15 protein-coding genes are annotated in these 12,703 nt (G+C 76.3%); 3 read left to right on the forward strand and 12 right to left on the reverse strand.

The window, feature by feature from the left end:
• The 6 genes from ATM99_RS11430 to ATM99_RS11455 form a co-directional block, all read right to left on the reverse strand.
• The coding region (locus ATM99_RS11430) for a biotin/lipoyl-containing protein (RefSeq protein ID WP_304438276.1) at window positions 1-449 on the reverse strand (449 nt) is incomplete at its 3' end.
• Window positions 450-466: 17 nt separating this feature from the next.
• On the reverse strand, window positions 467-1,555 hold the full coding sequence (locus tag ATM99_RS11435) for an alpha-ketoacid dehydrogenase subunit beta (RefSeq protein WP_062103045.1): 1,089 nt from the start codon (window positions 1,553-1,555) through the stop codon (window positions 467-469).
• Complete coding sequence (gene pdhA / locus ATM99_RS11440; protein WP_062103046.1) at window positions 1,552-2,712, reverse strand: pyruvate dehydrogenase (acetyl-transferring) E1 component subunit alpha; 1,161 nt, start codon at window positions 2,710-2,712, stop codon at window positions 1,552-1,554. The genes ATM99_RS11435 and pdhA overlap by 4 nt, the downstream gene beginning before the upstream one ends.
• A 160-nt stretch (window positions 2,713-2,872) precedes the next feature.
• The gene (locus tag ATM99_RS11445; protein ID WP_062103047.1) at window positions 2,873-3,616 is read right to left on the reverse strand and encodes a VOC family protein; all 744 of its coding nucleotides are present in this window, start codon (window positions 3,614-3,616) and stop codon (window positions 2,873-2,875) included.
• Between the two features lie 102 nt (window positions 3,617-3,718).
• Window positions 3,719-4,018: a hypothetical protein gene (locus ATM99_RS11450; protein ID WP_223305017.1), complete on the reverse strand. Its 300-nt coding sequence runs from the start codon at window positions 4,016-4,018 to the stop codon at window positions 3,719-3,721.
• A 34-nt stretch (window positions 4,019-4,052) separates the two neighbouring features.
• The gene (locus ATM99_RS11455; RefSeq protein WP_062103048.1) at window positions 4,053-4,937 is read right to left on the reverse strand and encodes an AraC family transcriptional regulator; all 885 of its coding nucleotides are present in this window, start codon (window positions 4,935-4,937) and stop codon (window positions 4,053-4,055) included.
• Window positions 4,938-5,066: 129 nt separating this feature from the next.
• Here ATM99_RS11455 and ATM99_RS11460 point away from each other — a divergent pair, with 129 nt between their 5' ends.
• Together ATM99_RS11460 and ATM99_RS11465 are read left to right on the forward strand one after the other, a co-directional pair.
• Entirely contained in the window at window positions 5,067-5,612 is a 546-nt protein-coding gene (locus tag ATM99_RS11460; RefSeq protein ID WP_062103049.1) for a carboxymuconolactone decarboxylase family protein, read from the forward strand.
• A 176-nt stretch (window positions 5,613-5,788) separates the two neighbouring features.
• Window positions 5,789-5,986, forward strand: a complete 198-nt coding sequence (locus ATM99_RS11465; protein ID WP_223305019.1) for a hypothetical protein — start codon at window positions 5,789-5,791, stop codon at window positions 5,984-5,986.
• 19 nt (window positions 5,987-6,005) lie between these two features.
• Here the strand turns inward: ATM99_RS11465 and hisC are convergent, their stop codons facing one another.
• Window positions 6,006-7,073 (reverse strand): histidinol-phosphate transaminase, encoded by a 1,068-nt coding sequence (hisC, locus tag ATM99_RS11470; RefSeq protein WP_062103050.1) that lies wholly within the window; start codon window positions 7,071-7,073, stop codon window positions 6,006-6,008.
• Window positions 7,074-7,287: 214 nt separating this feature from the next.
• Between hisC and ATM99_RS11475 the strand changes: the two genes are divergently transcribed.
• Window positions 7,288-7,665: a phage holin family protein gene (locus ATM99_RS11475; RefSeq protein ID WP_062103051.1), complete on the forward strand. Its 378-nt coding sequence runs from the start codon at window positions 7,288-7,290 to the stop codon at window positions 7,663-7,665.
• Here ATM99_RS11475 and ATM99_RS11480 read toward each other — a convergent pair.
• The 5 genes from ATM99_RS11480 to ATM99_RS11500 all read right to left on the reverse strand — a co-directional run bounded on the left by ATM99_RS11480 (window position 7,646) and on the right by ATM99_RS11500 (window position 12,692).
• Window positions 7,646-9,292 carry a hypothetical protein gene (locus ATM99_RS11480; RefSeq protein WP_062103052.1) on the reverse strand — a complete coding sequence of 549 codons (1,647 nt, stop codon included), beginning with the start codon at window positions 9,290-9,292 and terminating at the stop codon, window positions 7,646-7,648. The two genes, ATM99_RS11475 and ATM99_RS11480, sit on opposite strands and share 20 nt — an antisense overlap.
• Window positions 9,289-9,558, reverse strand: a complete 270-nt coding sequence (locus ATM99_RS11485) for a hypothetical protein (protein WP_062103053.1) — start codon at window positions 9,556-9,558, stop codon at window positions 9,289-9,291. The genes ATM99_RS11480 and ATM99_RS11485 overlap by 4 nt, the downstream gene beginning before the upstream one ends.
• A 154-nt stretch (window positions 9,559-9,712) precedes the next feature.
• Window positions 9,713-10,336, reverse strand: coding sequence for a hypothetical protein (locus ATM99_RS11490; protein WP_150118264.1), 624 nt, complete (start codon window positions 10,334-10,336; stop codon window positions 9,713-9,715).
• A complete protein-coding gene (locus ATM99_RS11495) occupies window positions 10,333-11,703 on the reverse strand; it encodes a DUF58 domain-containing protein (protein ID WP_062103055.1) in 1,371 nt (456 codons plus the stop codon). The genes ATM99_RS11490 and ATM99_RS11495 overlap by 4 nt, the downstream gene beginning before the upstream one ends.
• Window positions 11,700-12,692 carry a MoxR family ATPase gene (locus tag ATM99_RS11500; RefSeq protein WP_082659636.1) on the reverse strand — a complete coding sequence of 331 codons (993 nt, stop codon included), beginning with the start codon at window positions 12,690-12,692 and terminating at the stop codon, window positions 11,700-11,702. Before ATM99_RS11500 ends, ATM99_RS11495 begins: the two co-directional genes overlap by 4 nt.
• Window positions 12,693-12,703 lie beyond the last annotated feature (11 nt).

Consider the following 12,703-nt stretch of genomic DNA (forward strand, 5'->3'; position numbering starts at 1 on the left):
CGGCGCGCGCTCGCGCCGTCGGCGACGCCGTACCCGACGAGCACGGCGCTCGGCTTCTCGCCGGCCTCGGGCTCGGGGCGTGACGCCTCGACCTCGTCGGCGCCGCCGGGCTCGGCGGACGACCGGCTGGGGTGCTGCTGGTGCGCACGCACGCCGCCCTGCGCGTCGGCGTCGGCCGGGGCGCCGGGCGCGGGCGCGCCGTCGGGGTCGGTGTCGACCTCGATGATCGGCGTCCCGACCTCGACCGTCGTGCCTTCGGTGACCAGCAGCCGCGTGACGACCCCCGTCCAGGGGCACGGCAGGTCGACCAGCGACTTCGCGGTCTCGATCTCGACGATCGTCTGGTTGACCTCGACGCGGTCGCCGACGGCGACGTGCCACGCGACGATCTCGGCCTCGGTGAGGCCCTCGCCGGCGTCGGGCAGGGGGAACTGCTGGTACGTGGGCACGCGGGGGCTCCGGGTGGTCAGAAGGCGAGGGTGCGGTCGACGGCGTCGAGCAGCCGGTCGAGGCTCGGCAGGTAGTCGTGCTCGAGCTTGGCGACGGGGTACGGCGTGTGGAACCCGCCGACGCGCAGCACGGGGGCCTGCAGGTGGTAGAAGCACTCCTCGGTGATGCGGGCCGCGACCTCGGCGCCCGTCCCGTAGAGCACGGGCGCCTCGTGCACCACGACGCAGCGGCCGGTGCGGCGCACGGACTCGGCGACGGTCGCGGTGTCGAGCGGCGAGATGGTGCGCAGGTCGACGACCTCGAGGCTCGTGCCCTCGGCCGCGGCGGCGTCGGCCGCCTTGAGCGCGGTCGCGACGGTCGGGCCGTAGGCGACGACCGTGACGTCGGTGCCGGGGCGCACGACGCGCGCGTGGTCGAGGTCGGACGTGCCGCCGTGCGGGGCGGGCAGGGGCGCGTCGAGGTCGACGTCGCCCTTCTCCCAGTACCGGCCCTTGGGCTCGAGGAAGATCACGGGGTCGGGCGAGGCGATGGCCTGCTGGATCATCGTGAACGCGTCGGCCGGGGTCGACGGGGACACGACGCGCAGGCCCGCGGTGTGCGCGAACAGCGCCTCGGGCGACTCGCTGTGGTGCTCGACCGCGCCGATGCCGCCGCCGAACGGGATGCGGATGACGACGGGCAGCGTGAGGCGACCCTGCGAGCGGTAGTGCATCTTGGCGAGCTGGGTCGTGATCTGGTCGAACGCGGGGAACACGAAGCCGTCGAACTGGATCTCGCACACGGGCCGGTACCCGCGCAGCGCGAGCCCGATCGCGGTGCCGACGATCCCGGACTCGGCGAGCGGGGTGTCGACGACCCGGTCCTCGCCGAACTCGGCGAACAGGCCGTCGGTCACGCGGAACACGCCGCCGAGGCGGCCGATGTCCTCGCCCATGAGCAGCGCGCGCGGGTCGTTCGCGAGCGCGCGCCGCATGCCGAGGTTGAGGGCCTTGGCCATCGGCAGCCGCTGCGTGCCCGTCGGGAACGGCGCGGGCGCCGGGGCCGGGGGCAGGTCGGTGGTGCGGTCCGTGGTGCGGTCGGACGTGCGGTCGGACGTGACGGTCATCGGTGGCCTCCCGACTGGTGACCCTCGTGGTCGACGAAGGACTGCTCGTACTGCTCGAACCACGCCCGCTCGGCGTCGACGACGGCGTGCGGCGTGGCGTAGACGTGCTCGAACATCGACGGCCCCGACGGGCGGCCCATGCCGCGCACCGCGGTGCGCAGGTGCTCGCCGAACGCGTCGGCCTCGCTCGCGAGCTGCGCCTGGAACACCTCGGGCAGCTCGCCGACGCCGTCGAGGTAGGCGCGCACGCGCTCGATCGGGTCGCGACGGCGCCAGTGCTCCTCCTGCTCCGACGTGCGGTAGCGCGTCGGGTCGTCCGACGTCGTGTGCGCGCCCATGCGGTACGTGAACGCCTCGACGAACGTGGGGCCGCCGCCGCTGCGCGCCCGCTCCAGGGCCTGGCGGGTCACGGCGTAGGTCGCGAGGACGTCGTTGCCGTCGACCCGCACGGCCGGGATGCCGAACCCGGGTGCGCGGTGCGCGATCGGGACGGTGGCCTGGCGCGTGGTCGGCTCGGAGATCGCGAACTGGTTGTTCTGGCAGAACAGCACGACGGGGGCGCGGTTGACCGACGCGAAGACGAGCGCCTCGCTGACGTCCCCCTGCGCGGTCGCGCCGTCGCCGAAGTACGTGACGACGGCGGCGTCACGCTCCGGGTCGCCCGTGCCGACGAGCCCGTCGCGCTGCACGCCCATCGCGTAGCCCGTGGCGTGCAGCGTGTGCGAGCCGATGACCAGGGTGAACAGGTGGAAGTTGCGCTCGGCCGGGTCCCAGCCGCCGTGGTCGACGCCGCGGAACAGCCGCAGCAGCTGCGTCATCTCCAGGCCGCGGGCCTGCGCGACGCCGTGCTCGCGGTACGACGGGAAGACGTGGTCCTGCGGGCGCAGCGCGTGCCCGGAGCCGACCTGCGCGGCCTCCTGGCCGAGGGACTGCGCGAACAGCGCGAGCTCGCCCTGGCGCTGCAGGGCCGTGGCCTCGACGTCGAACCGGCGCGTCAGCACCATGTCGCGGTACATCGCGCGCAGCCGGTCGGGGTCGAGGTCGGCGACCCACGCGTCGTACTCGGGGTGCGGGACGCGCTCGCCCGCCGGCGTGAGCAGCTGGACGAGTCCGTCGTCGGTGAGCGGGCCGTCGGCCGCGGGTCCGGTCGGGATCACGCGGGTCTCCTTCGCCTCGGGGTCGAACCTACGTCAGCGTAGGCTACGCCTCCGTAGGTTGCGGGGGACCGGGACGGACAACGCTCGTCCGACGCCTTTGTCGGAACCCCACACCGGCGGTGCGGGGACAGGTCGCGGAGCCGCGCCGTCGGCCGCGGGCTCACCGCTCGGCGGGCACCCCACCGGCCGGGCAGACGCACGCCTCGTTGCCCTCGGGGTCGGCCAGCACCCAGAACCAGGGCGCGCCCGCGTCGGACACGAGCCGCCCGCCGGCCGCCACCGCCGCCGCGATCCGGCCCTCCACGTGCGCCGCGGGCACGTGCACGTCGAGGTGCACCCGGTTGCGCGCCGCCTCGCGCGGCCCCGCCTGCTGGAACCACACGCTCGGCCCCCGCCGCTGCGGGTCCCTCACCGGGTCGGCCGCCGGGCCACCCTCGACGCGCGCACGGTCGCCCCACCCGATGTCCGCCGGGTCGTACGCCAGCAGGACGCGCCAGAACGCCTGCACCGCGGGACCGTCGAGCGCGTCGACCGCGACCTCGACGAGCTGCGGCCCGTGCTCGTGCGGCGTCGCCCCCAGGACCCGCACGACGCGCGCGACCTCACGCGCCACGAACACGCCGGCCGCGTCCAGCCGCCCCGGGCCCGCGGTCGGGATCCCGCAGGTCACGGCGTCGGCGCGCACGTCGATCCGCAGCCGGACGCCCGCCCGCACCGCGACCTCGCCCGCCCCGGCAGCGACCCGCAGCGCGTGCTCGAGGGAGGTGGTCGCGTACCGGGCGACGACCGCGTCGATCAGGACCACCCAGTCGCGCTCGCCGGTCGCGTCGTCGTCGGGCGTCGCGGGCGCGTCCGGCGCGTCGTCCTCACCGTGCGCACCCTGCTCGGCGTCGTACGCGTCCACCCGGCCACCTCCGCTCGTGGCGGCCGAGCGCGGCCGTCACCGGACGCTACGGCGGCACGGCTCGCCGCGCGCGGGACCTCTGGCCGCCCGCCCGGCACGACGTCAGACCGGCGGGAGCCCCCGCTGCGAGCGCAGCAGCTCGTTCTCGCGCAGCACGGGCCAGCGGCTGTACGCGAAGACCAGGAACATCACGAGGTTGAGTCCTGGCACGAGACCCACCAGCACCCACCAGCCCGAGTACCCGGCCTTCTGGATGATGCGGACGTACGCGACGAGGACCACCAGGTAGAAGGCCGCGATCACCGCGAGACCGACCCCGGTGGCGAGCCACGCGGTCCACTCGGCGTCCGCGCCCCAGCTGCGCCCCTCGAACGTGGGGACCGGTGTCGGGTCGGTGTCCATGCGTCCCATCGTGCCGGGGAAGCGCGTCGCTCGCTCACCTCACGGCGTCCGTGTCGGCGGCGCGCCGCGCGCGGTCGGCCCCGAGCCACGCGCGCGGCGAGAGCCCGACGCGCTGCGAGAAGGCGCGCGAGAACGCCGCGGGCGTCGCGTAGCCGAGGTCGACCGCGACGCGCGCGACGGCCGCGCCCGCCCGCAGGCGGTCCTGCGCGACACCCATGCGCCAGCCCGTGACGTGGTCGAGCGGCGCGGTGCCGACCACGTCCTTGAAGTGCGCCGCGAACGCACTGCGGGACATCGCGGCGCGGCGCGCCAACGACTCGACCGTCCAGGGCGCGCCCGGGTCCTCGTGCACCGCGACCAGGGCGGGCGCGAGCCGCTCGTCGGCCAGGCCTGTGAGCAGGCCGGGCGGCAGCGCGAGCTCGTCGGCGTGGTCGAGCACCCAGCGGAACAGCTGCACGACGACGACGTCGAACAGCCGGTCCGCGAGCAGGCGGCGGCCGCAGCGCACCTCGTCGACCTCGGCGAACAGCAGGTCGAGCGTCGGGCGCAGGGGTGCGACGGCGTCGAGCGGCAGCACGACGACGGGCGGCAGGCTGCGGACCAGCGGGTGCGCCGTGCCGCCGTCGAAGTCGAGCGTCGCGCACACCAGGTCGGAGCCGTCGTCGGCCGCGTGCTGGAAGGCGTGCTCGAGCGGACGCGGGTAGAGCAGCAGGCTCGGCCGGTCGACCGCGACCGTGCGGGTACGCCCGTCGGGTCCGGGGTGCGTGACGGTCATCGCGCCGTCGCGCACGACGTGCAGGAACCCGCGCCCGGGCTCGGCGGCGTACCGCGTGACCCCGCACATCACCCCCGTGTGGAACAGGTGCGCGCGGACGTGGAACTGGTCGAGCAGCGCCGTGAGGCGGTCCACCGAGGGCATGCCTGCACTCTGCCAGACGATCAGGCAACTATCGTGGACGATTCGTTCCCCAGAGTCCGGTCGGCACCACCAGGCTGGGACGCAGCCGAGGCAGCCCGCACCGGCGTCCCTGATCGAGGAGCGACACCCATGTCCCGCATCGAGCCCGTCGACCCGCAGACCACGACCGGCACCACGCAGGCCCAGCTCGACCAGATCCGCGAGGCGTTCGGCGGCGTGCCCACCATGTTCCGCGTGGTCGCCCACTCCCCCGCCGCCCTGGCCAGCATGTGGGGCGCGTTCGGTGCGCTCGGTCAGGGCACGCTGGGCGCCGCCGTGGGCGAGCAGATCGCCGTGGCCGTCGCCGACCGCAACGCGTGCGAGTACTGCCTCGCAGCCCACACCGCGCTCGGCCGCAAGGCCGGCGTCCCGCGCGAGGTGATGGCCGCCGCGCAGGCCGGCGAGTCCGACGACCCGCGCACGGAGGCCCTGCTGCGGTTCGCGCTCGCCGTCGTCGAGCAGCGCGGCCACGTCACCGACGCCGACGTGCAGGCCGTGCGCGACCAGGGGTTCGGCGACGAGCAGATCGTCGAGACGATCGCGCACGTCGCGCTCAACCTGTTCACCAACTACGTCAACGTCGCGCTCGGCGTGCCCGTCGACTTCCCGACGGTCCCGCTGCGCCGCGCGGCCTGACGCAGCGTCGCCGGGACGACGCGGGTCGCACCACCGGCGGCCCGAGGGGCACGATGGCCGGAGGCGCGACAGGTCGTCCCGGCGCCCGCTGCACCGCGTGCACGGCGCGTCGTGTGCGCGGCACGTCGGACGAGCGGCCCGACGCGTCCGTGTCCGACCGACCCGAGGAGCCTCCCGTGACCACCGGAGCGACCGTGACCGGCACCGTGCCGTGGACCGACCCGCGCGACCAGATCGAGGTGGTGGTCATGCTCGCCGACGGCCGGCTCGCACCCCGCCGGTTCACGACCCTCGCCGAGGCGCACGCGTGGGCGCGTCCCGAGGAGGGTGAGCAGGTGCTCGAGCAGAACCTCGTGTGCTCGTGCGACCGGTGAGCGGCGCGACCGCCTGACGTCAGCGGGGGGAGTGCTCCGCGGCGACCTCGAGGAAGATGTCGGTCGCCTCGCGCTCGCCGACGCTGACGCGCACGCCGTCGCCGGCGAAGGGCCGCACGATGACGCCCGCCTGCGCGCAGCGCTCGGCGAACGTCACGGACCGGTCGCCGAGGCCGAGCCACACGAAGTTCGCCTGGCTGTCGGGCACCTCCCACCCCTGTGCGCGCAGGCCGTCGAGCATGCGCTCGCGCTCGGCGACGACGGCCTCGACGCGCGTGAGCAGCTCACCCTCGGCGCGCAGCGACGCGAGGGCCGCGAGCTGTGCGACGTGCGACACCCCGAACGGCGTGGACGCCGTGCGGATGCCCGCGGCGATCCGCGGTCGGGAGACCGCGAAGCCGACGCGCAGCCCCGCGAGCCCGTACGCCTTGGAGAACGTCCGCAGGACCACGACGTTGGGGTGCTCGGCGAGCAGCGCGATCGCGTCGGGCGCCTGCGGGTCCCGCACGAACTCGACGTAGGCCTCGTCGAGGACGACGAGCACGTCGCCCGGGACGGCGGCGAGGAAGTCGCGCAGCTCGGCGTCGCGGACGGCCGGCCCGGTCGGGTTGTTGGGCGTGCACACCAGCACGACCCGGGTCCGCGGCGTGATCGCCGCCACCATCGCAGGCAGGTCGAGCCGCCCGTCGGCGTGCACGGGGACGCGCACCTGCTGCGCGTGCGCCAGCGTGACGGCGATGGGGTACGCCTCGAACGAGCGCCACGGGAGCACGACCTCGTCGCCCGGCTCGCACACGGCCGTCAGCACGTGCCCCAGCACGGCGACGGACCCGGTGCCGGCGACGACCTGCTCGGGTGCGACGCCCAGGCGGTGCGCGACGGCCACGGTCAGCTCGGTCGCGAACATGTCGGGGTACCGGTTGACGTCCACGGCCGCGTCGGCGACCGCGGCGACCACGGACGGCAGCGGCGGGTACGGGTTCTCGTTCGACGACAGCTTGAACGCGGCGGCACCCACGGCGGCACGCGCGCCCGGCACGTAGGCGGGCACGTCGGCGAGGGCACGGCGGAGGGGGACGCGGCTCACGGGGCCATGGTGCCACCGCGGACCTGGGACCTCCGGCGACGTCCGCGCCCGCGCACGGCGGGCCTGGCGGCCGACGGCACCGACGGCACCGACGGCACCGACGGCACCGACGGCACCGACGCACAGGCCACCGCACGGGGCGTGCGGGGACGCCCGGGGTCGCCCCGGGCACGGCTCCCGGGTGCGCCGGCGCCCGACCTGGCAGGATCGACGCATGGGATTCGTCGCGCGCGTGATCGTGAACGGGGTCGCCATCTGGCTGGCGACCGTCCTGCTGTCGGGCCTGGAGGTCGTCGGTGGCGCGACGACCGCCGAGCGGGTCGGCATCTTCCTGCTGATCGGGCTGGTGTTCGGTCTGGTCAACGCGATCGTCAAGCCGATCGTCGCGGTCCTGTCGATCCCGCTGTACATCCTCACGCTCGGGCTGTTCACGCTGGTCGTGAACGCGCTCATGCTGATGCTCACGGCGTGGATCACGGAGCAGACGTCGTGGGGCCTGCGGATCGACAACTTCGGCACCGCCGTGATCGGGGCGCTCATCGTCTCGGTCGTCAGCCTCGTGCTGTCGGGGCTCACGGGCTCGAAGCGCTGACGTCGGCCGCCCCCCGCCCGCGGAGGAAGCCCTCCGGCACCGGGATGATCGGCCGTGGCCCGGGCCACCCCTCGAAGCCATCAGGCGGCGGGATCCTCCGGTCAGGCGGCGTCGGGGCGGGCGTCGGCGTGGGGCTCGCGGGCGGCTCGGCACGAACGGGTGGCGGCTCGCACACCTGCAACGGTCCGGTCGTCACGGTGTACTGACGCGTCGTCGCGGCGACCGCTCCCCCGTCGCCGAGCACGTCGTGCAGCGCGGTGCGCACCGGGTCGTCGGCGGGCAGCTTGCCGAGCTCCTCGTCGACCATCCCGGCCGTCTCGACGTACCCGCTGACGGCGTGCGCCTGGCTGAACGACGGCGCCGCCGGGCCGCCGGTCTCCGAGAGGTTCCGCACGACCGACAACGTGTCCGGCCCGCCCCGCTCGCCCACGATCCCGTCGAGCAGCGTGACGGCGTCCTCGGCGTGCCGCACCGCGAGGACGGCGACGCCCGGCGGCACGACGACGGGTACGTCGGGCGAGCCGGCGGTCACGACGAGCCGGACCGCGTAGCTGCTCGCGGCCGCGGCGGCGACGGTCGTCGCGACCATGCCGCCCTGACTGTGCCCCACGAGCGCGACCGGTTCGTCGGGGCCGACACCCGCCGCGGCCATCGCGTCGAGCACCGCGCTCGTCATGACGTCGGGGACGCCACCCTCGAGCGCGAGGTTGGTCCCGTTGTCGGTGGGCACGTCGCTCGCGAGGCCCGCGGCACGGGTCCCGGGGATCGCCACCACCCACGCCGTCGACCCGTCCGCGTGCTCGATCCGCTGCACGGTCACGGTCGCGAGCGGCGTGCCGGGCTCACCCGTCTCGGTGTCCTCGTCGTAGGTGCGGGCGACCAGGTCGACCATGCCCGCGACGCCGTCGGGCGCCGGGAGGTCCGGGGGGAACAGTCGCGGCACGAGCCGCGCCTCCCGCGAGGGCAGCAGGCCGGCGACGCGCGCGGTGAAGCGACGCACCGGGTCCAGGTGGCGCGGGCCGGCGCCCGCGAGCGTGCCGAGCGCGCCACCGAGCAGCTGCAGCACGAGGCCGGCACGGCCGTCGCGCACGATGCGCTGCGGCGTCCCGGCGAGGCGGGCCGCGAAGTCGACGCGACCCTGCGGCGAGGCGGTCCCCCACGGGTCCCGCAGCAGGTCGCGCGCCTCGGCCAGCAGCACGTCACCGACCGCGGTGGCGATCGCGAGGCCGCCGAGCAGCCCGGCGCCGGGCACTCCCGCCGCCGTCCCGAACGTACCGATCAGGCCGCGCCAGCTCGCTTGCGCGTCGGTCTCCGCGAGGCTGTAGGTGTGCGCGGCGTCGACCGTGCGGGACGCGAGCTCGCGCACGTCCTGCTCGATCGCGGCGGGGCCGTGCAGGGCGCGGCGCAGCGCCGCGAGAGCCTCGTGCACCGCCCGCACCTCGGGCACCGGGGACGCGAACACCGGCGACACGATCACGGTCGTCCTCAGCCGCACGTCGGCGGCGTGCAGGCCGTCGGCGGCCGACCGCAGGTCACGTGCCGAGGCCAGGAGCTCGTCGGCGTCGACCAGGACGCGCCCGTCCCCCGAGATCGTCAGCGAGATGCCTTCGCGCACGGCCCCGCTCACCGCCCGACCGTCGTGATGGCGAGGCCCGCCGGCGGCACGCACTGCATCTCGGCGCGGCGCGCGACCTCCACGAGCCGGTCCGCGGCGTCGAGCGCCTCGTCGCAGCGTCGCAGGGCGGTGAGCAGGTCGCCGCGGCGACGGTCGGCGGCTGCGGCGGCCGTGCCCGTCCACGTGACCTCGCGCGAGCGGACGACCGCTGCCCGCGCGGACGACACCTGCGCTCTGACGTCCGTGAGCGCGGACCCGATGACCGATGACGAGGACATGTGCAGGACGGTAGGGACGTCCCCGCACCCGGCGCCCGGCGCCCGGCGGTTCCGGTGGGGCCGTCGTCCGGGCGGGGTCCTGTGGGCGTCTCGACGGTCCGTCGGTCACCCGGCGGACGAGGACGAGCCGTGCCGCCGACGTCGTCGTCCGGCGCTACCCGTCCTGCGAGCGCCACCACGGCCGCTCGGGCCGCGCGATCGCCAGGGACGTCAGGACCAGCACCACCACGAGCCCCGCGACGCGCCACCCGCTGCCGACGCCGGAGCCCGCGACGACACCCGCGACCAGCGCGAGCGCCTGCGCGCCGACCTGGGCGGCGATCACGGCACGCAGGTCGTGGCCCAGCACCGCGAGCTCGACGCGCGTGCGCAACCCCGTCAGCGCGACCACGGGCGTGAGCCGCAGCACCACGTGCACGAGCAGCACCAGGGCGGCCAGCCGGAGCGGCGGCGTCGGGTCGTGGACCACGAGCCAGCCGCCCAGCAGGAGCAGCAGCACGGCCGCCGACGGCAGCCGCGGCAGCACCGCCGGCGCGACGCCCGCCACGAGCATCACCACGAGCCCGCCGAGGCCCGGCCCGGGCAGACCCGTCGCGACGAGCACGGCACCGGCCCCCGCGAGCGCGAGCACGACCCGCAGCAGCAGGCCGGGCACGGTCCGACCCGCGCGCACGTCGACCTCCGGCGGCACGCCACGGCCCCGTGGCGCCCGCGCGGCGGCGCCGAGGCGGTCCAGCACCCACGCCCCGACGCCCTCGGCCCGCACCAGCCCGCTCACCCGGGCACCCCCGCCCCGGCGCGGCGCTGCCCGCGGCGTGCGAGCACGCGCAGCGCGACCGCCGCGTCGTCGCGCCACGTCACGAGCTCGACGCCCTGGTCCGCGAGCTCGGCCATCCGGTCGGTGCGCGTCAGGGTCGCGATCCGCAGCGCGAGCCGCTCGCGGTCGTACAGGCCGGACGTCCGCAGGCGCGGCAGCACGTCGACGCCGACGACGCGGTGCCCGGCGGCCCGCCAGCGTGCCGCGACGCGCGCCGACTCGTCGTCGAGGAACGTCGAGAACATGACGACCAGCGCACCGGACGGCAGCCGCGGCGGGCGCAGCCGCTCGGCGGGCGCACCCTCGGGCGCGGTCAGCGCGAGGGCGTGCCGGATCCGGTCGAGCTGCCGGCGCCCGCCGCCCGGCGCCACGGGCCGCCGTCGCACGCCCAGGTCGTCGAGCCCCACGCGGTCGCCACGGTCCAGGTAGGCGCGCGCGACGGCCGCGGCGGCCTGGCGCGCGCGGTCGAGGGACGTCGCGTCCTGCGGGTGCGGCGCGAGCGCGCCGCGCCACGTGCGGGGGTCGGGCCCGACGTCGTCGCGCGAGTCGACGACCAGCACGACGACCGCCTCGGCGAGCGCGTGCTCGCGACGCACGTACAGCTCGCGCAGGTCGGGCGAGCGCCGTGCCGTGACGCGCCAGTCGATGCGGCGCAGCCGGTCGCCGGGCGCCCACGGGTGCACGTCACGCAGGTCGCCGCCCTCGCCGGGGCGGCGCGACGGGTGCGGTCCCGTGAGCCCGCGCAGGCGCGACGGCAGCGGCACCTCCAGCAGGGGCGCGGTCGCGGGCAGCACCGTCGTGCGACGCGTCACCCGCGGGGTCGGCTCGGCGAGCGACGCACCGTCGGGCCCGACACCCTGCACGTCGGCCGACGCGACCTCCTGCGGCCCGGTGCGCACGGTGCGCGCCACGACCGGGAGCCGGCGCACGCCGTCGACGCGCACGAGCAGCTCGACGCCCGGCCGGTCCTCGCGGCTCACGGCCACCGTCGCCCACGGGCCCGGGCCCTCGACACGCAGCGTGGTCCGCAGCCGACCCGTCGTGCCGTCCGCGTCGTCGTCGGTGACGCCGGGACCCTCGAGCCGCGCCGTCACTGCGCCCTCGGGGCGCGCGGCCAGCGCGCGCACGGCGAGCACGAGCGGTGCGACGCCGAGCACCGCGACGTCGGGCCGCGCGAGCAGCACGCCCAGCAGCAGCAGGAGCAGCGCGGCCGCCGACGCGCACGTCGTCGCGAGCGTCGGCGTCCACCGGCCCTGCAGCGCGACGACGGGCGCGTCGTCGTCGACCCAGGTCGGGGGCCGCGCGGGCGGCCGCTCAGGGAGGCTCACGCGCGGCGGGCCGTCGTCGGCCCGGGGACCTGCGCGAGCACCTCCCGCACGACGGCCTCGGGTGCGAGCCCGGCCGCCCACGCCTGCGGCGACAGCGACAGGCGGTGCGCGAGCGCCGGGACGGCGACGGCCTTGACGTCCTCGGGGGTCACGTAGTCGCGGCCGTCGAGCACCGCGAGCGCGCGCGCGACCAGCACGAGCGCCTGCGAGCCGCGCGGCGACGCCCCGACCTCGACGGCCGCGTGCGCACGCGTGCCCGCGGCCAGGTCGACCGCGTAGGCCAGCACGTCGGGGTCGACCGTCACGGCCTCGACGCCCGCCTGCATGGCCAGCAACGTCGCGACGTCGACGACCTGCCCGACGGGTGCGGCCTCGCGGCGCCGCTCGAGGCGCCGCGCGAGGACGTCGACCTCGGCGTCGCGGCCCGGGTACCCGACGGCGAGGCGCACCATGAACCGGTCGAGCTGCGCCTCGGGCAGCGGGTACGTGCCCTCGTACTCGACGGGGTTGGACGTCGCGACCACGTGGAACGGCGCGGGCAGCGGGTGCGTCGTGCCGTCGACGCTGACCTGCCGCTCGGCCATCGCCTCGAGCAGCGCCGACTGCGTCTTGGGGGCGGTGCGGTTGATCTCGTCGGCCAGCAGCAGACCCGTGAACACCGGGCCGGGGCGGAACGTGAACTCCGACGTCGCGGGGTCGAACACGCTGGACCCGGTGACGTCGGACGGCAGCAGGTCGGGCGTGCACTGGATGCGGCGGAAGTCCAGGCCGAGCGCGGTGGCGAGGCTGCGGGCCGCGAGCGTCTTGCCGAGGCCCGGGACGTCTTCGAACAGCACGTGCCCGCCCGCGAGCAGCGCCGCGAGCGCGATGCGCAGCGGCTCGGCCATGCCGACGACGGCCGTCGCGACCTCGTCGAGGACGGCGCGGCCGGAGCGCGCCACGTCAGGCACGGGCAGCGCCGCGGGGGTCACGGCGGGGGTCTCGGTCATCGTCGGCTCCT

Source organism: Cellulomonas sp. B6, assembly GCF_001462455.1.
In the GTDB taxonomy this organism is placed as follows: Bacteria; Actinomycetota; Actinomycetes; order Actinomycetales; family Cellulomonadaceae; genus Cellulomonas.

Coding starts and splice junctions, on each gene's coding strand:
- ATM99_RS11435 (WP_062103045.1), bottom strand. CDS start 1,555: ATGACCGTCACGTCCGACCGCACGTCCGACCGCACCACGGACCGCACC.
- ATM99_RS11450 (WP_223305017.1), bottom strand. CDS start 4,018: ATGGACACCGACCCGACACCGGTCCCCACGTTCGAGGGGCGCAGCTGG.
- ATM99_RS11455 (WP_062103048.1), bottom strand. CDS start 4,937: ATGCCCTCGGTGGACCGCCTCACGGCGCTGCTCGACCAGTTCCACGTC.
- ATM99_RS11460 (WP_062103049.1), top strand. CDS start 5,067: ATGTCCCGCATCGAGCCCGTCGACCCGCAGACCACGACCGGCACCACG.
- ATM99_RS11475 (WP_062103051.1), top strand. CDS start 7,288: ATGGGATTCGTCGCGCGCGTGATCGTGAACGGGGTCGCCATCTGGCTG.
- ATM99_RS11485 (WP_062103053.1), bottom strand. CDS start 9,558: ATGTCCTCGTCATCGGTCATCGGGTCCGCGCTCACGGACGTCAGAGCG.
- ATM99_RS11500 (WP_082659636.1), bottom strand. CDS start 12,692: ATGACCGAGACCCCCGCCGTGACCCCCGCGGCGCTGCCCGTGCCTGAC.